The sequence below is a fragment of the Sphingomonas sp. PvP055 genome, from assembly GCF_040546365.1.
In the GTDB taxonomy this organism is placed as follows: domain Bacteria; phylum Pseudomonadota; class Alphaproteobacteria; order Sphingomonadales; family Sphingomonadaceae; genus Sphingomonas; species Sphingomonas echinoides_A.
In genome coordinates this window covers 202,259-223,133 of sequence record NZ_JBEPNS010000002.1, presented here as the reverse complement: position 1 = coordinate 223,133, position 20,875 = coordinate 202,259, and the positions used below count along the sequence as shown (strand labels likewise).

The window sequence follows — 20,875 nt, the reverse complement described above, 5'->3', positions numbered from 1 at the left end:
CGATCGTTTCCGACCGCCGCGAGCCATCATTCGGTCATCTTGACGAAGCCCTGCTGAACGAGCTGCGTCGTCCGCGCCATGGCGTCGGTATTGACCTTGATGTCAGGGAGCAGGTCGGCGTTGACCCAGCCATGGGCCTTTGCCGTGGCGCCACACAGTTCAACCCGGACACCGCGCTGAACCAAGCCCGCCAAGAGCCCTTTGTAGGGATTGCCGGTGGCGATGTTCCGGTTCCCGTCATAGGCCTGGTCGTGGAGCGTGACATGGCCAGCATTGGTGTGAAAGACGGCGACCAGATCCGATCTGGCACCCCAAGTCGCAGCATCGTCAATGATCAGTTGGAGATGAAACAACGAAGCGGGCAAGTCACCTTCGAACGCGAGCGCCCCAATGCTGAAGACTATGCTCACATCCGTAAGCTTGACCGGAATATCAATATGAAGCGTGCGCGCCGGCGTGGTCATAGGGAAATCCTTATTGGGGCGATGTGCCTGATGTGGATAATTTGATCGTCGGGGTGAGCGGTCGGGAGGGGGGGCGACGCATCAGCCCCGACGATCTCCCTCAGCCCTGTCGGGCCTCGGAACTCAGGAACAGGGTCTTGGCGCAGGGAACGCTACCGTCATGAGCAGCCCCCCATCTGAGGAAAACTTAAGCCCGCAGGCTTTTCAGACCCCGCGAAAGACGAGCGCGGTGAAGAGCTTGCCGCTGATGACGGACTGGCCCCATTTCGCGTCCAGATCCTTCGTTGGCGTGGCGGCTTGAGCCTGTTCGACCGTAAGGCCCTTGCGCTTCAGCGCTGCCACCCGGTTGCGGATCGTCACCAGCATGTCGCGAAAGGCGGTCTGTGACTTCAGATCGCCAACCGGGCCATGGCCGGGCACGATGATGGTGTGCGCCGTCGCCATCGCGATATTGGCGTTGGCCGAAGCGATCGCGCCGTCGATGCTGCCGCCCCCGACATAATCGATGAACGGATATTGTCCGTTCCAGAAGGTGTCGCCGGTCGAAAGCACATCGGCCTTCACAAAATAGACCGAGATGTCGCCATCGGTATGACCGGCCCTGTAATGACGGATGCGGATGGTCTCGCCATTCTCCTGCAACGTCCTGTCGCCCTTGATGACGATGTCGGGAAGCTCGGCGACGGGCTTCGGCCGGAACGTGTTGCCCCATTCGACGACTCGGATCGTCTCCTTCAGGCGTTTCAGCGCAACCGGGTCGGCCATGATGCTCGCGCCCTGAGCGTGTACCCAACCGTTGCCGTCGGCATGGTCCCAATGCCAATGGGTATCGACCGCCAATCGGATCTTGCCTGGGCCGATCGAGCGCAATGCATCGAGGATCATCGCCCGCGAGACGGCGATGCCGGTGTCGACGAGAAAAAAGCCCTTGGGTCCGGCCAGCGCGGTGATGTTACCGCCGGAACCATCGAGCATGCTGATGCCGCCGCGCAGCGTATGGACATTGATCGGACCGGCCTTCGCCGCGGCGTTGATCTGGCTGAACGGCGTCGAGACAGGCGTCTTGGCCGGCGCGACATGGGCGAGCATGAGAACGGGAAAGGCGAGAGACAGCGCAACGACAATGCGTTTGGTGCGCTGGGGATCTAGAGGGCTTTTCATGGTATATCCTTGGTTCCGGCAGAAAGCCTGCCGCATCGGATGAGGTTCAGACGCCGCACCAGAGGAGGCAGCGATCAGCTTGGTCTCAGCCTCTGCAATCGTTCGAGTGCCTCGCGAATGCCGGCGCCGTAAGCGGGGTCCGCACGTGCGCAGTTGGCGACATGGCGGTCCTGCACCGGGGGAGTCGCCCCACTGATCGCCCGCGCAGTGTTCGCGAACAGCGCCGCCTGCTGGCCAGCGTCCATCATCCTGAACAGGTTTCCGGGCTGCTCGAAATGATCGTCATCGAGGCGGTGATCCCAGTGCGCGGCGGCACCGTGTATCTCGACCGGCGGTTCTGCGAGATCGGGCTGGTCATGCCATTCGCCGCGGCTGTTGGGATAATAGCTCGTCGCGCCACCCATGTTGCCGTCGGTGCGCATCTGGCCGTCACGGTGATAGCTGTGGAACGGACACTGCGGCGCGTTTACCGGAATGTGGTTGAAGTTGACGCCGAGCCGGTAGCGCTGCGCATCGGCATAAGCGAACAGCCGGGCCTGCAGCACCTTGTCGGGCGAATAGCCGATACCAGGAACGATATTGGCGGGCGAGAACGCCGACTGTTCGGTGTCAGCGAAGAAGTTCTCGGGATTGCGGTTCAGCTCCATCACGCCGACCTCGATCAGCGGGAATTCGCCGTGCGGCCACACCTTGGTCAGATCGAACGGATTGAAGCGGTGTGTGGCGGCCTCCGCGCCGGTCATCACCTGGATGTACAGCGTCCAGCGCGGGAACAACCCGTCCTCGATGCTGTCGTACAGGTCGCGCGTATGCGTCTCGCGGTCGCCGGCGATCAGCGCGCCGGCCTCGGCATCGGTCAGATTCTCGATGCCCTGTTGCGTCTTGAAGGTGAACTTGACGAACGTCCGCACATTGTCGGCGTCGATGAAGCTGTAGGTGTGGCTGCCGAAGCCGTTCATGTGGCGGAAGCTGCGCGGAATGCCGCGCTCGCTCATGGTAATCGTCACCTGGTGCAGCGCCTCGGGCATCAGCGTCCAGAAGTCCCAATTATTATCGGCGCTGCGCAGGCCGGTGCGCGGGTCGCGCTTGATCGCGTGGTTGAGGTCGGGGAAGCGCAGCGGATCGCGCAGGAAGAATACCGGCGTGTTGTTGCCGACGAGATCCCAGTTGCCCGCCTCGGTGTAGAATTTCAGGGCGAAGCCACGAATGTCGCGCTCGGCGTCGGCCGCGCCGCGCTCGCCGGCAACGGTCGAAAAGCGGGCGAACACCGGCGTGCGCTTGCCGATCTCGGAAAATAGCGCTGCCTTGGTGTAGCGCGTGATGTCGTTGGTCACGGTGAAATGACCGTGCGCGCCGCCGCCCTTGGCGTGCATCCGGCGCTCGGGAATGACCTCGCGGTGGAAATGCGCGAGTTTCTCGAGCAGCCAAACGTCCTGCAGCAGCGCGGGTCCTCGCGGACCTGCGGTCTGGATGTTCATGTTGTCGATGACCGGGGTGCCGGTCGCGTGGGTCAGATCGTTCGTCGGCTTGGCGTCGGTCATGGCTATGCTCCCACAGCGCCGTGGCGCCGTATCAGGTGTCGGCGGTGGACCGAGCGAGCGAAGCCGATGCTCCGCCCGCCCCGCCTGCTCAGCTGCGGATGAACGCCAGGATGTCGGGGTTCAGCACGTCGGCATGGATCGTCGCCATGCCGTGCGGATAGCCGGGATAGGTCTTGATCGAACCGTTCTTGAGCAGCTTGACGGCCATCCGCCCGGTCGTGTCGATCGGGCAGATCTGATCGTCCTCACCGTGCAGAATCAGCACGGGCTGATCGATAGATTGAAGGTCGGCGGTGAAATCAGTGTCGGCGAACGCGGTGATGCAGTCATATTGCGCCTTGATGTCGCCGACCATCGCCTGCCGCATCCAGTTCTCGGAGACCGCGGGCAGAACCTTCGCACCAGTGCGGTTGGAGCCGTAGAACGGTCCGGTCGCGAAACCGTTGTAGAAGTCTGCGCGGTTCGCTGCGGTGCCAGCGCGGATGCCGTCGATTGCCTCGGGTGGAACACCGTTGGGGTTGGTCGCTGAGCGCGACAGCCGTGGCGGGATCGCGCCGATCAATACCGCTTTGGCGACGCGGCCGCCACTGCCGTACTTCGCGACATAGCGGATCGCCTCGCCACCGCCGGTGGAGTGGCCAATATGGATCGCATCGCGCAAGCCGAGATGTGCCGTCACCGCTGCGACGTCGGCGGCATAGGTGTCCATGTCGTTCCCCGTCGATGCGGGGCTGGAGCGGCCATGGCCGCGACGGTCGTGCGCGATGACGCGAAAGCCCTTGGCCGAGAAATACATCATCTGAGCATCCCAGTCGTCGCCGCTGAGCGGCCAACCATGATGGAAGACGATCGGCTGACCGGTGCCCCACTCCTTGTAGAAGATCTCGGTGCCATCCTTGACTGTGATGGTGGTCATGGTTTTTGCTCCTGGGGTGCGTCGGGGCAGGGAAAGGGCCGGCTGTGCCAAGGCCATGCCAGCGACCGCAGTGGCGCCGAGCAACACGTCGCGGCGTGAGCCGATCATGGTAGCGACAGAGGCTCGATCGGCGTTGTTCGGCATTTTCCAAGCTCCGAAAGATTTGCGACGATCATGCCGCCGCCAATCTCCTATCGTGCTCACCCCGCCGGGGATCGAACGCCCGTGCTATTCTGGAACAATACGGCTGTTTTCATTGGTCGGCGCGCTGGGCACGTTGCCACGACCCGGGGGGCGTACCGACTTGGCGTGCGAACAACCGGCCAAGATGGCTCTGATCGGCAAAGCCGCATGAGATGGCAATTTCGGCCAAGGAAACGTCGGTGTGTCGAAGCATATCCTTCACCCGCTCGACACGATGCCGTTGAAGCCAGGCAAACGGCGACAGCCCAGTGGATGCCTTGAACGCGCGCGAGAAATGACTGGGGGATAAGGCGCAATGCTGTGCGAGGTCGGCCAGCGAGATGTTCGTGCCGAGGTCGTCTCCAAGGGCCTCTTTTGCTCGGCGAACCTGCCAAGGGGCAAGGCCGCCGCCGCTTGCTCGCCGCGCTGACATGCCACCGTATCGCACAGCCACATGGGACAACAACGTCAACATAAGATGCTCCCGCACAAGCCGATGATGCACGTCGGGATCGGAAAGCAAGTGGAGGATGCTAGATTCCAGACCAACCAGCACGGGATCATGCGTCGGGTCCCTTGTTTGGGTGGCAATCCAGTCGATTGGCGGCACATCGTTGGCGTTTTCGAGGGCCATGAGAGCGGGGCGCGGAATATGAATCAGAAGGAAGTCGAAGCTGCCGCCGACATGCGCCCGCGTATCAACATGAAGATCGACGATCCGAAACGTTGATTTCGGCTCGGCAGCCATTTCGCTGTGCCGACCGTCGTTCCAGACCTCATGGCTCGGCAAATCGCGCAGCTGGTAGGCGATAGCAAAAGCGTCTTCAGCATTGGCGCGCAGATGGATCTCAGGACCTAAATCAAGTGAGTTCGCCCGGCTTATGATCATATTCGATCCGCCGATGCTCGTCACGAGGGAAGGGATAGATCCATGGAAGGTCTTTATCGGTCCTGGTAGAGATTTCATCAGCCAACCTTCCCGATCATCGTCTTCATACTCCAGAATAGGAGCTGAAGGTCGGACAATTGCCCGTCACATACTTCCACCAATAAAAAACCGACGTTGATGTGGAAACGCGGCTGCAGCGGACCGCTCACGCAAGAGACCACGATCGCGGAACGCGATTTCTAGCGCTCACGCCTCCCAGATCGTTCCGGGACCGGTGAGGACGCGATACCCATTAGCACGAGTCAGGCGCGGTTAGCCAATTCCCGCCATCGCGCTTCCTGCCCGAAAAGGTGCCGTCAATCTCCGCCGAGCTTACGCTGACATTTCCGACACTGCATCGGAACGGCGATACTTGGGTCGAGAGCCGCCGCCCTGCCGCGGCAGCCTTAAACGGCTACTTCGGACACTCTGGCGCTTTTCGAAAGCGACGGCTGGTTCAAGTGCCACGCGAGAACCCAGATTTGCTACTTTAGCGCCCAAACACGGCCGTTCCGCTTCACCAAGATCACGACATTTGTCAGTGGGTGGCCGGGATAGCAAGCTGGTCGTTCGCGACGATGAACGAGCGTCCGAAGTTGGGGAGCGGGAAGGGTGGGCTGAATGTCCGATTGTGGGTCTTCCCGTCGCGTGAGCGGCCGGGCAGCTTTTACCCCACGCCCTGTCGGAAAACACACGGTAGTCGCCAATCGAGGTTGTCGACGGCGTTTTGTGACGATTCAGGAGCTGCTGTCCTAAATCACCTGTTTGTCGGCACCGGTGTGCGCAGATCGACAAACTCGATGACGGCACGCTCGAAGGTATTGGGCTGGTCCAGCATGACGAAATGAAAGCTGTCGTCGATGCGTTTGAAGCGGACCTGCGGCGTCGAAGCATAGGCGTTCTGGAACGTGGTATCGATGCTGGCCGGTGGAACACCGTACAGCTTGTCATAGGCATAGATGACCTCGACCGGCGCTGTGATCCGCTTGAGTTCGGAACGAAGATCGGCGGTCATCAACTCGTAGGTGGCATCGGCCACGGTCTTGCGGTCCGAATGAACACCTGCGGCGATCACGGCGGGGCGCGCCACTTCGGTCTTCACCAGGCGATCGATCACGGCGCTCTGCATAGCATTGGCCTGATCGGTCGGCGTAGCCATCATTGCATCCCGGAATGCGACAGCCCGAGGCGTCACAGCTGCGACGGTCGCTGTGGGACTGAACAGCAAACTGTAGAAAGGCAGAGCGTCGGCGATCAGCAGTCGGCCGATTTCCCCTGGATGACGCGCCCCCAGCATCAACGCGACCTCGCCACCCAGCGAATGGCCGATGATGACCGGTGCCTTGATACGTTCGCGTCGTATGTAGGCAGCTATCGCTTCGGCCGATGGAGCCGCCACGCGGTTCCCCGGATTGGCAACTGCCGGTGTTCCCGCAAATCCTGCGATCTGAACCAGGTGCAGCCGGTGCGTCTGCTTCAACTTGTCCGCTAGACCGGACCAGATCTCGCGTGAGGACGCCAGTCCAGGGATCAGGATAACATCCGGCCCCTTGCCCTCGACCACGACCGATATACGCTCCCGGGCGGCAGAGGTGATTGGTCGCGCGACGGACTGCGCAAGCGATGCCGATGGCGAAGACAAGGCGATCCCGATCGCCGCGAGCATGGTTCGCGTGCGCATGTTTCTTCTTCCTGGTGTGACGGTTACGGTTGAAAGACGTCTTCGATCTTGAGGCCGAACACAGCGGCGATAGTGAAGGCGAGCGGCAGACTGGGGTCGTACCGGCCGTTCTCGATCGCATTTACCGTCTGTCGCGAGACCGAAAGCGCCTCGGCGAGATTGCCTTGGCTCCACTCGCGTGAGAGGCGGAGTTCCTTGATGCGGTTGTTCACCGGTAGCGGCGCTGGGCAACGACCATGCCCAAGCCCCACAACGTCCCCATGATCGGCCACACGGCGAATGCTCGCAGGTGTGGCAATCCAGCCCCTTCCGCAAAACCCCATCCGAACGTGATGAGGGCGGTGCCGAGGAAGGAGATCGCGATGGCGTCGAACTGGATGCGGCGCTGCATCTCGTCCATCCGCCACAGCCCGCGCAGGATCGCCCACGCGGCGGCGATCATTCCGATCATCGGAACGAGGTTTATAGCAAGCTTCAGATCACCGACCGGCTGTATCACGCGCTCGGCCGTATTGGCCCCGACCAGCAGGACGGCGTACAGAATGAACGCTCCGCTAAGCTCGAGAAGATATTGTTTTGATCGAAACATGGGGAATGCCTCCTGTAAAACACCTTTTACAGCCTGGCGATCACCTGTCAAATACCCTTTCCATGCCAGAGAGCGTTTGCTTCATCGCAAAGGGCACAATCCGTAAGCGTATATCTGTGCGCGTTTTATGTAGCAGGCCTGCCGTCATCTAGACCGAGTTATGATAATGACGGGCGCGCTTAGAGTGACGCAAAACACACGATTTTCGCTGGCATTGCCCAGGCAAAGGACGCCGTCATTAATCAGGGCTCAGCGTGTGCGACAAACCCTGTCGCTTTGCCCAAGTAGGCGGAAACTCGATTTTGAAGGTTTCCCGTCACTCCCGATCGTTAGCGCAGAACTCGGTCTCTTTTATCTAAAACTCCTTATGAACGAACCGAGCTTGCGTATCGTGGCGGTATCTCGCTGAGCGCGGCCGGAGCAATGCTGGCGGTTGCGCTGCTTCTCGTTTGGTCTTGGCTCCGCCGAAAAGCTCCTCGGGGCTTGGGCGGTCTCTTGCCTGAATACCCATGGACGTAAGCGACGGTCTGTTCGATACGACCGGCAAGGAACGGCACGGCGCGTGCTAGCCGCTCGCATACTCGCTCGACAGCGGCCCTCGGAGCTCGAACCCTGTCGTTTACCGAATGGGCACTACCTTGGCGCCGGCCGCGACGGCAACGTCCTTCCACGCGCGGTCCGCAGTATAGGCCGGTACGCCCAAGCGCTTTGCAAGCGCCAGGCAGAACCGGTCGCCCAAGGAGAGCCCTGCCGAACTGGTGACAGCCCGAAGTACGCCGGCGTCCCAGCCAAGCGCATCGTCCGCGGCCACGACGGCGTAGGGCAGCGCTCCAAGCATCGCCCGGACTTCCTCGATCGGAGCGCCCAGATGGACGAAATGGCTCACCACCTCTGCCTGGTTGAACACACCGACCGCCGCGTCTGCCACGACCCCAGCCACCTTACTTGCTCCACGCTCCCCCTTAAGCAGAGCGATGACCGCAGAGGCGTCGAGCACCGCGCTAGTCATTCGCCGCTGTCCGCGCGCCGGTTGGCGAGAAAGGCGTCGACCGACGCATCGGGATGGCTCGCATACTTCTTCGCGATCGCCTGCGCGCGCGCCACGGCTTGGGTAACGGTACGCAGCACGACGCCTTCGTCCGTTTCCTCGAGTAGGACCGCTCCGCCGCCTTCAAGTCCCAAGCGTTTGCGAATGGCTGCCGGCAGGCTCATGCGTCCGTTGGCAGTGATGTTCACTTGTAGCGTCATCGGGCAGGTAATCTCATTTTTGGCACAGAAGGCCGTCTTTACCACATTTTTTTCAAACGACACAGTAGGGTCGATGGTTCCCGCCCGGCGTCAGCTGGCACGTGTCTTAATTAGCGATAACACTGATTCCCGCTAATTACATGCTGGCGTCAAATTGGCTGATCGGTTAGCGTTTTTGGCGGATCACGCGCCGTCGCCTCCGCGCCGATGCCGATTGGTCGAGTGCGCAGCGTAGGAGGTCGGTTTGGCCGATGAGGATGATATTGCTGATGCGACGCGCGTCGATCGCGCGGACTTGGATAGCATCGTTGCTGATGCGCTGGTCGTCGTAGATCGGGTTCAGTCGCTCGAGCCGTATCTCCCGCAGCTTGCGCCCGACGATCGCGAACGGGTCGACGACTATGTCCGCCGGGCCTCGGCCGACGCGACGCTCCGCGCTTACAAATCGGATTGGCGTCTGTTCTGCGCCTGGTGCCAGGAAAGCGGTTATCGGCCGCTTCCAGCGACGCCGGCGACGGTCGCAGCGTTCCTGACGCTGCTTGCCGAGAGCGGGTTCAGTCCGCAGGAGCTTCGCCGGACGAAGCGCGGGACGGTGCTGCCGCGCAAGGAGCCGGTGCCGCTCGGCCGCGCGACGATCGGCCGGCGGCTCGCGGCGATCGTATTCGCACACCGAGCGGCTGACATAGAGCCGCCCACCTCGCAACCCGACGCATCACGGCTCGAGCGCGCGATGCGCGGCATCCGGAAGGACAAGAAAGGTGACCTGCCCGGCAAAAAGCGGCCCGCCGACGGCGATGTGCTGCGCGACATGGTGCGCGCGATCGTCGGCAAAGATCTGCGCGGCTACCGCGACCGCGCACTGCTCGCCATCGGAATGGCGGGTGCATTCCGGCGTTCCGAGTTGGTGGACATCACCGTCGGGCGCGTCAGTGAGGACAGTCGCGGGCTCCTTGTTCGGATCCCGGCATCGAAGACCGATCAAGAAGGCAAAGGCCACACTGTTGCGATCCCCGATGGGCGGCGGCTCGAGCCAGTGCGGCATTACCGCGCCTGGTTAGAGACTGCCGGGATCACCACCGGTCCTGTGTTCCGCAAGCTGACGCCGCAAGGCCGGCTGACCGATAAGCCTATGAGCGCGCAAGGCGTGGCGCTGGTGGTCAAGGCGGCCGCGGTCGCCGCCGGCTACGCGCCGGAGTTGTTCTCAGGCCACTCTCTCCGCGCTGGGTTCCTTACCGAGGCCGGTCGCCAGAACGCCAATCTATTTAAAATGAAGGAGCATAGCCGGCATTCATCTTTGGAGATGGTAGCGGAATATGTGCGGGACCATGAGCGGTTCCGCGAGCATGCGGGCGAGGGATTCCTGTAACTACGACCCACACCCGGACGTTCAACCCGCAGATTGCCTGCCAAACTTCGGCCATCCGTTCATCGCCTTGCGAACAGTTCCACCACGCTAAGCGGCGCCTCCGATCCAAAAGCGCTGGCAGGTTGCGGTCGCTCAGCTCGATGGTACAAGTGCAACGCGGAAACAGATTGCGCTCGTCTAGTCCTAATTCTCGGTCCAGAACATCGCGGCGGCGCTTGTGCTTCGCAAGGCGCGAGGCCGACCGCTGCCAGCTGTTACCGGATGCCTACTGCCGCCTGTGTTCGAGAGCCGCTATTGCGGATGCCATGGCAAGCGATTTTGAATATGACCTTTCGGCGGCTCTTCCCACGCTGAGGCAGCGCGGCGGGCAGGATGACCTGGTCACCGCGATCGAGCGGGCCTTATCGGTGGCCTCGGCTCATCAGGATTTAAGCGACGCTGCCGATGCGCTCCAGCTGTTGGGTATGCTTACCAAGGGTGACGGCCATGGCGGACTAACCGGAGCGGAGCTCTCGACCGCGGCAGGATGCCTGTTCGCACAGGCCGTCATCCTCTACGCGCGAGCGACCGAGACGAAGCCGATTGAGCGGGAGAAGTGGTTTGGGCGCGAGAAGCTGAAGGGCGACGGTCGCGAGCTCCATCTCGAAGCGATGGAGTTGCGTAATCACGCGCTGGCGCATTTTGGAAAGGCAGCCGATATGGCCGATGGGCCACTGGTCAGGGAGGCGCTGGTGATGCGACGAGTCACCGAGGGCGTGGGGATCGCCTTTTATTCGGCACGCGCGCAGAACCGTGCCCAGTTCGCCCGCCGCCTTATGGGTCTCGTTGAACATGTCCGGTCAATGGCATATGACGCCACCCAAGCGCGTTATGTGGAGCTTGGCACCGTGTTGTCAGCTGCATCGCGGCGGGATGCCGGCGTCGCCGCGCTCATGCGCCGCTACCGCTTTGACCCCGACGCGTTCTGTGCCGTGCCAGGTTGGATCGACGCTTTCGAGGGCAAGCCTGACGCTGGCGCGTTCAACAGCTACGGTGTGATCGAGAAACCGGACGAGTGATGGCTTCCGCATACATCCCGCCGACCTGTCCTATCCTTGAGTTCGACGACGGTCCGCAATGGCTGCCGAGCTTGGTTGCCCAATTCGGCGACCTCCTGCCCGCTGACGCAGGCGAGCAGCTTAGGAAGGCTAATCCTGAAGGCCCCATCAGCGCGCGGTTCGCGCTGTATGAACTCGCCAGTAAGCGCCGACTGTGGGAGGCGACGCGAACCTGGCTGCTGGCGCGCGAAGTCTTCGCGTATCACGGAACCCGGATCAACGAGGCGCAGCACCGCTCCATCGAGCGTGAGGGTCTGCGCCCGCTCGTTGCGGCTGAACGGGTCCCGGCGATCGCAGCCTTTCTAGGCGAACATCGCCTGTGGCCCGAGATTGGCGGTCGCGTTGCCGAGGCGATCGAGTTCGTCTCGAGCCGAGCCGGCAATCGCGAAGGCATGGTCTACGGTCTATTCTCGAGGAGCGGCCTCGTCCGCGGCTGCAACCACTACCTGGTCGAAGGATCGGAGTTTGATCACCACGTCGCCAACTATCTGCTCGGCGACATCTGCCATGATGAGAATCGACGCCGCGGACGGGGTACGCTAGTGCAGTTTCGCCTCACCGGTGCGGAAGCGATTGATGCCGCCAACCCACGCGGCGAGATCGGTGATGAGCCCAACCTGCTGGCTGAGCTGATCGGGGCGGTCGCGTGGTGGCTTGTCACCGGCGACGACGACACGGCTGCGCAGGAGGAAGGCTGCGGTCTCATGCGATACGAGGCTATCCCGCCGGATCGGATCTCGGCCTTCATCGACGTGCCTGACGAGGAACTCTGGCCGCATTACGACAATCGCGCACACTGATTGGAATATTGCTCAAGTGGAGTTGAGAGCCCAGCTAGTGACCTTGATGATCGCAAAAATTATGGCGGCAGCATGATTGTTCGAGAATATGCTTCCTGCGACGAGTGCGGGACCGTCCATGTGCTCAGGATCGGGATGGGCGCTGAGCCGGTCCAGGCCCATCATTTCTAGTGTCGGAACTGCGGCCAAGAGATGGGAATTCTGATCGAGGAAAAGGTCGGCATGTCGTTCGGGCCGAACGCTGCGCGGGCGGCGCGCGACGACAGCGGTCCGGTGGTCAATCTCCATCCGAGCTTCGTGTTTCCTAAAGATCAGATCAGTAGCGCCGACGCCTTTCCCAGCATCGAGCTCGGCCGCAAGCTTGTCGATTCGATGCTTGCGGCGCGTGCGCGCGTGGGCCTGCCGGACGACCTCCCAGCCTTCTCTGCTGACGAACCTCGAAGAGCGCGCATCACGGAGGAATGGCCGCAACTTCTGGCGGCTTGGTCCCTCACCCGCAACGGCAAGTTCGATCTAGCCCAGAAGCGGATGGAAGCTTTCGTTGGTACAGCCGGCTATGAAGATACCCCCAACTCCATCCAAGATTGGATCTTCCAGTTCATCGGCGACCTGACCCGCCCCTATTACGAGCGCCTTTGGGAAGGACTGTTCGAGCAGCTCAGCGTCGCGGTTCAAAAAGACGATTTCGAGCGCTTCGTCGTCTATTACGGCGCTGAATTGAGTGCAACGCATGGGCGGCGCTACTTCGAAATCTGCAAGGCATATCTTAGCGCCTTCTCCGAATTCTCGCAGGTGCATCAGCTCGTTGCATCGGACATCGCCGTTGACGATCGCCATGTTGCGGCATCGTCCAACTTCGATCTTACCCGCATGTTCTACGGTAATGCGTTTGAGGCGTTCGGCGACAATATCGAGGTCGTGACGGCAGTGAATAACCTAATCGAGGATCGCCCATTCGACCGACTGCGCTCGATTACCTTTGACGCTTATCGGACGACCGACAAAGCCGGCCGCGCCAAGGCCTTCGCCGACAATCCGCCACTGGCGATGGTTGCAGCAGAGTTCGACAATCAGCTACGCAACGCCTCGCACCACGGCGGCATGACGTTCGATCGCGCGTCGGGGATGGTCGAGTATCGCGCCGGTAAAGGCGGTCAGGGCGACGTCAACACGATCAGTTATGCCGCCTACCTCGCCCGCAGCTCTCGCATGTTCATCCAGTTGATGTTGATTTTCCGGCTCGAGATGCTGATCGCTAACAAATTTGGCGCGCGCCTGCCGGTTTAAGATCGTAGCAGGCGAGCAGCGGCTGCTGTCGGGTTACCAGGACGGCATCTTAAATAAACGGCCGCTCTCGCCCTCGTCGTGCAGGAGCAGCACGATCTCATCGTCTTCAAATAAGGGCTGGTCGGCAGGCCGCTTCGGCAGATCGGAGTCGATCAGCGTGACGATCGATTGGATCCCCATGCCCGTGTAGCGCCGCAAGACGGAGATCAGCACCTCCTTTTTGCGGTCGTCGAGCGACTCAAGTACTCCATCATGATAGGCGAAACGAGGAAACGCCTCACCCAAGTGCGCGCGGATCAGCGCGAGGTCGAACGCGACGCAGAGTAGCTTGCGGTAGCTATGCCCACGATCGGCGCTGGTGGCGTTGCCGGCTTCATCGAGCAGCTCGGCCTTGAATTCCAGATGGCCCATCCGATTGACCGAGACGTTAAGCAACGCTTTGCTGTCGATGACCTCTTCTACGATTTCATTGAAGTAAAGCCTGATCGCGGAGAAAAGGCTGTCGGCATTCGCGCTCTTCGCCTCAACGTCGGCTTCGATCGCGCTTTGCAGATGGATCTTCTCCTCCTGCAGCGAGCGGATGTCGGTCCGCAACTGCTGCAGGCGGTGAACGAAATCGCGCTGCCGCTGAAGCGACTGGATGTCGGCCCGCAGCGTGACCAGCTCGCTGCTGAACCGCTTGTACTTCGCAAAGCTGTCGGTCTCGCTGAGAAACGCGAGCATCTCGGCCCGGCGCTTGCCCAGGGCGGTGAGCTCGGCGTTGACCGCCTTCAGCTCGACGTCGATGTCTGCCCTCTCCTCGACGAGATAGCCTTGGCGCTCTTCAGTGATTGCCCTGTTGAACTCGATCAGCTGCTGGAAGTCACGCTTGATCTGCCCCCCGAATAGAACGCCGGCCTCTTCGAATAGCTCGGCGGCCTCATCGGGATTGAAGAGGATCTGATCGTCCTGCAGCGAGGCAGCGATCTTCTTGCGGTTGGCCATCAGCGAGTAGCGGCGAGCATTGAGCACCGCGATCCGCTCGTCGACCTTATCGACCAAGAGCTTACTCTCGGATTTGTCCTCACTACGAAAATCGAAGCGGTCGAGCAGCGCCTGCTTCTTCTCGACTTCCTGCGTTTTCAGTAAGAGAATGCCGTCGATCTTGCCAGCGTCCTCGATGTTCCCACCCCCAAGCTCCTGCCGGATGGTCGCCGATTTGCTCTCCATGTCGTCTAGCGCCGCTTCCTTGGCATAATGCTCGCCGATGAGGGCGGCATCGAAGCCCAATATATGGGCTAGAAACGGCTTCCAGTCGGCATGCGAGTTCGCGAAGCGCCGAAGTTGGAACACGTCGCCAAAGTCTTCCTGCGAGCGAAGGAAGTAGCCGAGCCCCTTTCGGTAATGCCACGGCTTTAGAGCGCGCCAGTCGAGATAGCTATCGAGGAGTTCCCGCGCCCGCTCGAATGGGACGTCGAGATGGTCCCAGTCGCGATCAGGCAGGGCGGAGAAATCCTGATGACGTACGACATGCTTCTTGAAGGCTATCCGGCTATGCCCAGCGACGGCGCGGCGCACCGTGACGTAGCTGCCGTCGAGCAACTCCACCTCAAGAAAGAAGACGAACTCTCCGAACCGATCCTCATGCCGGAACAGGAAGAAGTTCTGATCCCTGCCGGCGAGAAAACCAAAGTCGAGCAACCGACCGAGCGTCGTCTTACCAAGGTTGTGTGTGTCCCGATCCTGATTCTCCGGCAAACGGATCTCCGCCAGAACCACATTCAACTCGGGCGTAAACTCGACCGCGGCGAAACGGTCTGGCTGGTCGGTGTAGAGCTTAGACGGTTTCATTCAGACCAACATATTCGAACGAGTCCGTCTTCGGATGGTAGATGACCAACCCAAGTAGAAACAGGAAATTGAGCGAGGGCAGGAATAGCACGTCGCCTCCCGACACGCTCTTGCGCGCGTAGGCGTGCAACGAGCTATAATCGACAAGCCGCTTCGCCTTGAGTCGCTTCAACAAAAGCATGGCGACGTTGACGACCGTGCGGTCGGGATGCGCATGCTTGCTAGGCCGTAACATCGTCCGCTCCGAGGCCGATGTCGCAGTTCCAATACATGTAGAAGACGACCGCGCGGGTTAGCCGCTTGTGCTGCCGCAGCACCGGGTCGCGATCGAACAGCAGGTCAACCAGGTAATTCATCACCGCGTCGAAGTTTTGGTACTCCTTGCGCTTCGCGATGATCTTCAGCTCGAATTCGTCGACTGCCGTCTCATAGGCCTTCAGGATATGCTGGTTCTCGGGTGCGGCGAGAAAGGCGCGGATCTGTGCGGTGTCTTTCAAGTAACGCCGGCGCTGAAGCTTCGCATATTCCGGCGTCATCTGGTTAAGGACGTTCTTCACCTCATAGGGTGTGCGCGCCTCCGGCGGCGCGTCGATCGTATCCTCGATCAGCGCGCTGTGCGTGGCGAACGCCTCGACCACCTCCGCCAACTCGTCGGGCGACACGATCAGCGGTGAATCGACTGGATCGAGGTATGCGAGCTTGGCGGCTTCCGGGAATTGCTTCAGCCAAGATTCGAGTTGCTCGATGCCGCACAGATAAATCGAGCCCTCGGGCAGGCAGGTCGTTTCCGCGAGATAGGCCGTGATCGCCTGCTCGGCATTGCCAGCGAGCTTGCGATTCGAGAACAGCATATAATGATCGAGCTGCCCGGCCTCGCGCAGTTTTTTGACGCGCGGCACCTCTTCGCCGATCACCGTATTTTCGGATTTGGTGCTGTAAAACTCGGCTTCGGAAAAGCTCTTGTTGTAACCGTTGGTATGCTTCGCCTGGACGATTACGGTGCCGACCCATGGACCCGCGGTGCTCGGAAACAGCTGCGCGGTTCCGACAAACTTAGCGTCGCGGCCGCCATCCGGACCCTTTGCAAAGCCCTTCACGCCGACGCCGAGCAGATAGCGGCAGAGGAGAACGATTAACGTCTCAAACTGATCGTCGCCTAGGTCTTCATACCGGTACATCATCCCACGACGCGCAGCGCTGGGGGATTCTCGGGCTTACCCGCCTCGCAAAAATGATCGCCCGCGCGCTCCATAGATCGTCCTTCTATCCGAACCGCACGCCGCGCCAAGCGTCGAATTGGGCGATTGCAGTGACCAACCTTGGGCCTGCCTAGATGCCCGCGGCCTCGGCACCCCTTCTATAGATGCCGGGTGACGGGTGTCGGGTCCGGATGATGCGTCCGGCGAAACGGCCATGACGATCCGGTCCAGCCAACCGATCAAGGACCAGCCGCGTGCCCGGCCCACTCGGTCAGGCGCTGATCCTGCTGCAGCCGCAGCCGACGCCAGCTCAGCCCCTCGAACGCAAGCTCGCTGGTGCACCCGGCGGAAACGGGCAACGCCGCCCGCACCTCCCGCTCGAAGCGAGCCTCGAGCGCCGGGCTGTCCCGCCACGCGGCCTCCCACCATTCGATGATCGCGTGGCGCGACCCGGCGAGCGCCAACGCGCTGGGCAGCAGGTCGCGCTTCTGCCGCTGGTTCACCGTCCGGTGAGCAGGCATGAGGTTCCAGAGATCGCCACAGGACCACGCAGACCACGGCAGACAGTGGTCAATGTCGAGGGTGTCTGGCGTGAGGTCTCGATGTGACCAGACGCAGCGGACCGCGCCACCCGTCGACAGCCTCGCGATGGCCGCGTCCCTCGCGACCTTGACGCTGCGCGCGGGTTCGATCCAGGCCAGCGCCGCCTCGACGGCCCCGGGGCCAACAGTGTCGCCCCGCCTCTCGAGGTAGCCTCGCACCATCCGTGCCCACTCCGCCGTGAGAACCGGATCGATCCACGAACCCAGCCGCTGCATCGCGCGCCAGACATGACCGGGAACGCCAATGGTGCCGAATGCCGCGAGCGTATCGGCGTCAAGCGCCAGTTCCACGCCCGGCCTGAAGCCTGCAGCCGATGCCGCGAACACGCGTTCGGTCGAGTTGGGATAACGGGTGAAGTTCGCCGGCATCGTGGCGATCGTGCGCGAGGCATCTCGAAGCGCTCCCGCCACGGCCACCGCGCGCGCGCAGGAGAAAGTTGATCCGACCCGGAGGTCGAGGGGCGCGAAGTCATCGGCGAGAAGGGCCCGGAAGCCGAACTTCGCGAAGCCGAGACCGTCCGGGCCGGCGTTGCGCGGCATCTGGGGGAGGCCGCCGCGCACCAGCGGCAGATACATGCGCACCCAGTTCAGCGCGACCGCGCCCAACGGCAGCTCGACCACGTCCTCGCTGGGATGCGGCCGCGCGAGGCCCGGCGTGAGATCGGCGACCTTCGCCACCGCCCTCAGCAACCCGAGCTTGTAGGTAGCGGACTTGTCATCGTTGAGGATAATGCCGCGCAGGAGAGGCAGCGCGCCGGCGCCATCGTCTGGCAGCGAGAGCGCAACCGTGATCCAGTGGACTCCCGGTCGGCGGCGGGCATCTCCCTCGCGCCGTTCCACTCGCACCACCGATAGCCCATATCCGCGCGCCAGACCCTCAATCTCCCCGAGAGAGACCTCGTGCATCGGCCGGTCGGCCGGCGCAGGGCCGAACCGCAGCGTGACCACCATCAGACCACCGGGCTTCAGGAGCGTCGCCAGCTTGCGGAAGGCGCGCTGGCGTTCGCCGGGCGAAACGTGCTGCCACACGGCGGACAGCAGCACGACGTCGAAGGACAGTCCGAGGGCGTGCGTGGCGTCGAGCGCCGGCAGACGGTCGTCGACCCAGCGCACTCCCGCGTCGCGGTGGAGCCGCTTTCCGGCCTCGCGCATGCCGGCGGCCGGCTCGGCCGCGACGACCTCGAACCCGAGCCCGGCAAGCCAGACCGCGTCCCTGCCCGAGCCGGCGCCGACATCCAGGGCGAGCCGGTCCCGCCCCGCCGGAAGCAGCGAGGCGAAGGTCGCGCGGTAGCCGGTCGGATCAAGCGCCTCGTACTCGGCCGCAAGCTTGGCGGCGCGCAGGTCGTATACGGAGATAGGATCGTGGTCGCCGACGCTCATCCCAAGACGTGTCGAGCAAGCCGTTCTCAGACGCAACAGATGTCGTCGGGAACCCCGACTGAACCGCAGGCGGATTAGGTGAGAGCGACGATTTAAGGGAAGAAGTTGACATCGAAGCGGCCCCGTCATCCATTCACCGGATGGGGATGATAACGAACATCAAGTCGATGCAGGGCCTGGGCATCTATGCCGACCGAGGTGCGAAGGCGCCCCCGCTCCAGTTCCGTCGATACAATTTGGTCTACGGCTTCAACGGGTCGGGTAAAAGTACCCTTTCGCGGCTGTTCCCCAGCCTGCAGGCTGGCGAGCCCCATGCGAAATTGCCGGAAGGCGCGGCGTTCGAGGTGTCGCTCGACGATGGGACCGCCTTTGGCTGCCCGTCCAATCCGAATGGCCTGGAGCAGCGCCTGCTGGTGTTCAACTCGGACTACATCGAGCAGAATCTGCAATGGGCCGCGGGCCGTGCGAACCCGGTGTTCTACATCGGCGCCGACCAGGCGGAGGCAGCCAACGAGCTGACTAAGATAGAGGGGCAAGTCGTCACCGCCGAGGCGGACCGCAACGTGGCGGCGGCAACCGAGAAGGCAGCGGAGAAGACCTTCGCTAACTTCAAGAAGGAACGGGCGAAGTCGGTCGCCTCCCGCCTTCACCTCGGGAGCCGCAAGTACGAGGCGCCGGCGCTGGCGAAGGACTACGAGAAATGGAAAGGCGACGACCGCCCGAAGCTGAGCGATGACCAGCTGAAGGCCGCCGAGGACACGCGGCGGCTAGACGAGCCGATGCCGCGCCGCGAGGCGCTCACGTTCGACGAGGCCACCATCGGGACGGCCTACCGCTTCATATCCGAGGTCTGCGGCCAGTCGCTGGCGATGGTGGCCCTCGACGAGGTGCAGCGCTACCCGGACATGCTGCTCTGGCTGAAGCACGGACACGAGTTCCACGAAGCCCAGAGCATCGAGGACTGCCTCCTTTGCGGCAACGCCATCTCCAGTGAGCGGCGCGCCCTCCTCAGCTCCGCCTTCGACGACCGGGTCGACCAGTTCGTGGCCCGCCTCGCGAAGACGTCCGATCGGTTGAACGAACTCGTCACGACAGTCACCGGTCTGGAGGGCCAGGTCCCGGCATCCGACGACCTCGTCACGGAGCTGCGGGCGCAGTTCAAGGTCGCCCGACAGACCACGCTCGCGGACACGGCGACGCTCGTCGCGCAGCTTTGTACCCTGCAGGCCGTCCTCGCGTCCAAGCGGGAACGGCCCGCAACGCCTGCCGACATGACCGGCGTCGTCTCCGAGGCAGACGTGCTCGACACGGCAGGGAGGATGGGAGCCGGGGTTTCGGCGATCAACGCTGGGATCGCCGCCCACAACCAAGCTGTCACCGACTTCAAGAAGCATCAGGAGGAAGCCGAGACGTCCATCTGCCGGCACTTCATCGCCGACTGCCGCGAAGATTTCGCCAAGAGCGCGAAGGAGGTCCATGACGCGACTGCGGATGTTCTTCGCCGAACCGAACAACTGGAGGGGCTCAGGAAGTCCGCTCGGGACCTGCGCGAGCGGATCAGGACCCATGGCCCGGCCGCAAATGTAATCAACAAGCTGATCGCGGCCTATCTCGGCCACGGTGAGCTGACGATCAACCCGGTCGACGATGGCTACCAGCTGCAGCGACATGGCACGCCGATCAGCGGCGTCCCGAGCGAAGGCGAGAAGACGGCCATCGCCATCTCCTACTTCCTGTCGTCCATCGAGGCGGACAACCGCAAGTTGAGGGACGCGATAATCGTCGTGGACGATCCCGTCTCAAGCCTTGACACAAAGGCCCTCAACTTCGCCTGCTCCCTCGTGCGAACACGGCTAGACAAGGCCGGCCAGGTATTCGTCCTGACGCACAACCTGCAATGCATGAACGAATTCCGGAAGGGCTGGAAGTGGAAGGCCCGGCCACCCGAAGGCAAGGATCCGTCAGCGACGTTCCTCTTCATCGACGTCACCATGCCCGAAGGGCAGACGCGCCGATCGTCGATGATCGTCGAGATGTCGAAGCTACTGCGCGAATACGATTCCGAATACCACTTCCTCTTTAGCCATGTCCCACGGTTCGTCGAGCAGCCAGACGCCTACGACGACCACGGATACATGATCCCCAACGTGCTTCGTCGGGTCCTCGACGTATTCCTCGCATTCAAGTGTCCGGGCGGGTCAGGGCTTCCCAACCAACTCGACAAGCTGTGCGCCGACCATCCGGATCTTGATCGCGATCGTCTTGCCGCGCTCGAACGACTGGCCCAGGTGGAATCCCATTCGGACAACCTTGACGACCTACTTTCGTTCTCGACGATGACGTTGGAGGAGACGCGTGCCCGCCGCCGGCGCACTCTTCGCCATGATGGACCATGTCGACGCCAACCATCTCAAGAACCTGAAGCGCCTCTGCCGCCTATCTGCAGCCAGCGCGACGGGCATCCAGTCGAGCTGACCCAGAAAGTTGGTCGACCGGCCCACCGTCAGATTGCGAACCATGTTGTCGACGGCAACGCGGTAGAACTCGGCTAGCACCCCCATCGCCGCGTCGGTTTGCATCGATGCCTCGGTACCAGCCGAGCC

General features: G+C 62.1%; 19 protein-coding genes. 5 read left to right on the top strand and 14 right to left on the bottom strand.

Annotated features, from left to right (window positions below):
• Positions 1-26 precede the first annotated feature (26 nt).
• The 10 genes from ABIC16_RS19745 to ABIC16_RS19700 all read right to left on the bottom strand — a co-directional run bounded on the left by ABIC16_RS19745 (position 27) and on the right by ABIC16_RS19700 (position 8,711).
• On the bottom strand, positions 27-464 hold the full coding sequence (locus tag ABIC16_RS19745) for a DsrE family protein (protein WP_354292560.1): 438 nt from the start codon (positions 462-464) through the stop codon (positions 27-29).
• 204 nt (positions 465-668) lie between these two features.
• Complete coding sequence (locus ABIC16_RS19740; RefSeq protein ID WP_354292559.1) at positions 669-1,625, bottom strand: MBL fold metallo-hydrolase; 957 nt, start codon at positions 1,623-1,625, stop codon at positions 669-671.
• A gap of 74 nt (positions 1,626-1,699) precedes the next feature.
• Positions 1,700-3,166 (bottom strand): catalase, encoded by a 1,467-nt coding sequence (locus ABIC16_RS19735; RefSeq protein WP_354292558.1) that lies wholly within the window; start codon positions 3,164-3,166, stop codon positions 1,700-1,702.
• Between the two features lie 88 nt (positions 3,167-3,254).
• Positions 3,255-4,082 carry an alpha/beta fold hydrolase gene (locus ABIC16_RS19730; protein ID WP_354292557.1) on the bottom strand — a complete coding sequence of 276 codons (828 nt, stop codon included), beginning with the start codon at positions 4,080-4,082 and terminating at the stop codon, positions 3,255-3,257.
• 253 nt (positions 4,083-4,335) lie between these two features.
• Positions 4,336-5,178 carry an AraC family transcriptional regulator gene (locus ABIC16_RS19725; protein WP_354292556.1) on the bottom strand — a complete coding sequence of 281 codons (843 nt, stop codon included), beginning with the start codon at positions 5,176-5,178 and terminating at the stop codon, positions 4,336-4,338.
• A gap of 772 nt (positions 5,179-5,950) precedes the next feature.
• A complete protein-coding gene (locus tag ABIC16_RS19720; protein ID WP_354292555.1) occupies positions 5,951-6,874 on the bottom strand; it encodes an alpha/beta fold hydrolase in 924 nt (307 codons plus the stop codon).
• A 23-nt stretch (positions 6,875-6,897) separates the two neighbouring features.
• Positions 6,898-7,086, bottom strand: a complete 189-nt coding sequence (locus ABIC16_RS19715) for a helix-turn-helix transcriptional regulator (protein WP_354292554.1) — start codon at positions 7,084-7,086, stop codon at positions 6,898-6,900.
• Complete coding sequence (locus tag ABIC16_RS19710; RefSeq protein ID WP_354292553.1) at positions 7,083-7,514, bottom strand: hypothetical protein; 432 nt, start codon at positions 7,512-7,514, stop codon at positions 7,083-7,085. Before ABIC16_RS19710 ends, ABIC16_RS19715 begins: the two co-directional genes overlap by 4 nt.
• A gap of 568 nt (positions 7,515-8,082) precedes the next feature.
• Positions 8,083-8,472 carry a type II toxin-antitoxin system VapC family toxin gene (locus ABIC16_RS19705; protein WP_209570681.1) on the bottom strand — a complete coding sequence of 130 codons (390 nt, stop codon included), beginning with the start codon at positions 8,470-8,472 and terminating at the stop codon, positions 8,083-8,085.
• Positions 8,469-8,711 (bottom strand): AbrB/MazE/SpoVT family DNA-binding domain-containing protein, encoded by a 243-nt coding sequence (locus tag ABIC16_RS19700; protein ID WP_209570734.1) that lies wholly within the window; start codon positions 8,709-8,711, stop codon positions 8,469-8,471. The genes ABIC16_RS19705 and ABIC16_RS19700 overlap by 4 nt, the downstream gene beginning before the upstream one ends.
• Before the next feature lie 295 nt (positions 8,712-9,006).
• On the opposite strand from ABIC16_RS19700, the gene ABIC16_RS19695 reads away from it, so the two are divergent.
• The 4 genes from ABIC16_RS19695 (at position 9,007) to ABIC16_RS19680 (ending at position 13,261) form a co-directional block, all read left to right on the top strand.
• The gene (locus ABIC16_RS19695) at positions 9,007-10,077 is read left to right on the top strand and encodes a tyrosine-type recombinase/integrase (RefSeq protein WP_354292552.1); all 1,071 of its coding nucleotides are present in this window, start codon (positions 9,007-9,009) and stop codon (positions 10,075-10,077) included.
• A 305-nt stretch (positions 10,078-10,382) separates the two neighbouring features.
• Complete coding sequence (locus ABIC16_RS19690) at positions 10,383-11,135, top strand: hypothetical protein (protein WP_354292551.1); 753 nt, start codon at positions 10,383-10,385, stop codon at positions 11,133-11,135.
• The gene (locus ABIC16_RS19685; RefSeq protein WP_354292550.1) at positions 11,135-11,974 is read left to right on the top strand and encodes a hypothetical protein; all 840 of its coding nucleotides are present in this window, start codon (positions 11,135-11,137) and stop codon (positions 11,972-11,974) included. The genes ABIC16_RS19690 and ABIC16_RS19685 overlap by 1 nt, the downstream gene beginning before the upstream one ends.
• A gap of 192 nt (positions 11,975-12,166) precedes the next feature.
• Entirely contained in the window at positions 12,167-13,261 is a 1,095-nt protein-coding gene (locus ABIC16_RS19680; RefSeq protein ID WP_354292549.1) for a hypothetical protein, read from the top strand.
• A 33-nt stretch (positions 13,262-13,294) separates the two neighbouring features.
• Here the strand turns inward: ABIC16_RS19680 and ABIC16_RS19675 are convergent, their stop codons facing one another.
• The 4 genes from ABIC16_RS19675 to ABIC16_RS19660 form a co-directional block, all read right to left on the bottom strand.
• On the bottom strand, positions 13,295-15,091 hold the full coding sequence (locus ABIC16_RS19675; RefSeq protein WP_354292548.1) for a DUF2326 domain-containing protein: 1,797 nt from the start codon (positions 15,089-15,091) through the stop codon (positions 13,295-13,297).
• Positions 15,078-15,326 carry an ABC-three component system middle component 8 gene (locus tag ABIC16_RS19670; RefSeq protein ID WP_354292547.1) on the bottom strand — a complete coding sequence of 83 codons (249 nt, stop codon included), beginning with the start codon at positions 15,324-15,326 and terminating at the stop codon, positions 15,078-15,080. The genes ABIC16_RS19675 and ABIC16_RS19670 overlap by 14 nt, the downstream gene beginning before the upstream one ends.
• Positions 15,313-16,272, bottom strand: coding sequence for an ABC-three component system protein (locus tag ABIC16_RS19665; RefSeq protein WP_354292546.1), 960 nt, complete (start codon positions 16,270-16,272; stop codon positions 15,313-15,315). Before ABIC16_RS19665 ends, ABIC16_RS19670 begins: the two co-directional genes overlap by 14 nt.
• Positions 16,273-16,529: 257 nt before the next feature.
• Positions 16,530-18,272, bottom strand: a complete 1,743-nt coding sequence (locus ABIC16_RS19660; RefSeq protein WP_354292545.1) for a DUF8808 domain-containing protein — start codon at positions 18,270-18,272, stop codon at positions 16,530-16,532.
• Between the two features lie 146 nt (positions 18,273-18,418).
• Here ABIC16_RS19660 and ABIC16_RS19655 point away from each other — a divergent pair, with 146 nt between their 5' ends.
• Positions 18,419-20,824 carry an AAA family ATPase gene (locus ABIC16_RS19655; protein ID WP_354292544.1) on the top strand — a complete coding sequence of 802 codons (2,406 nt, stop codon included), beginning with the start codon at positions 18,419-18,421 and terminating at the stop codon, positions 20,822-20,824.
• The last annotated feature ends 51 nt before the right edge of the window (positions 20,825-20,875 follow it).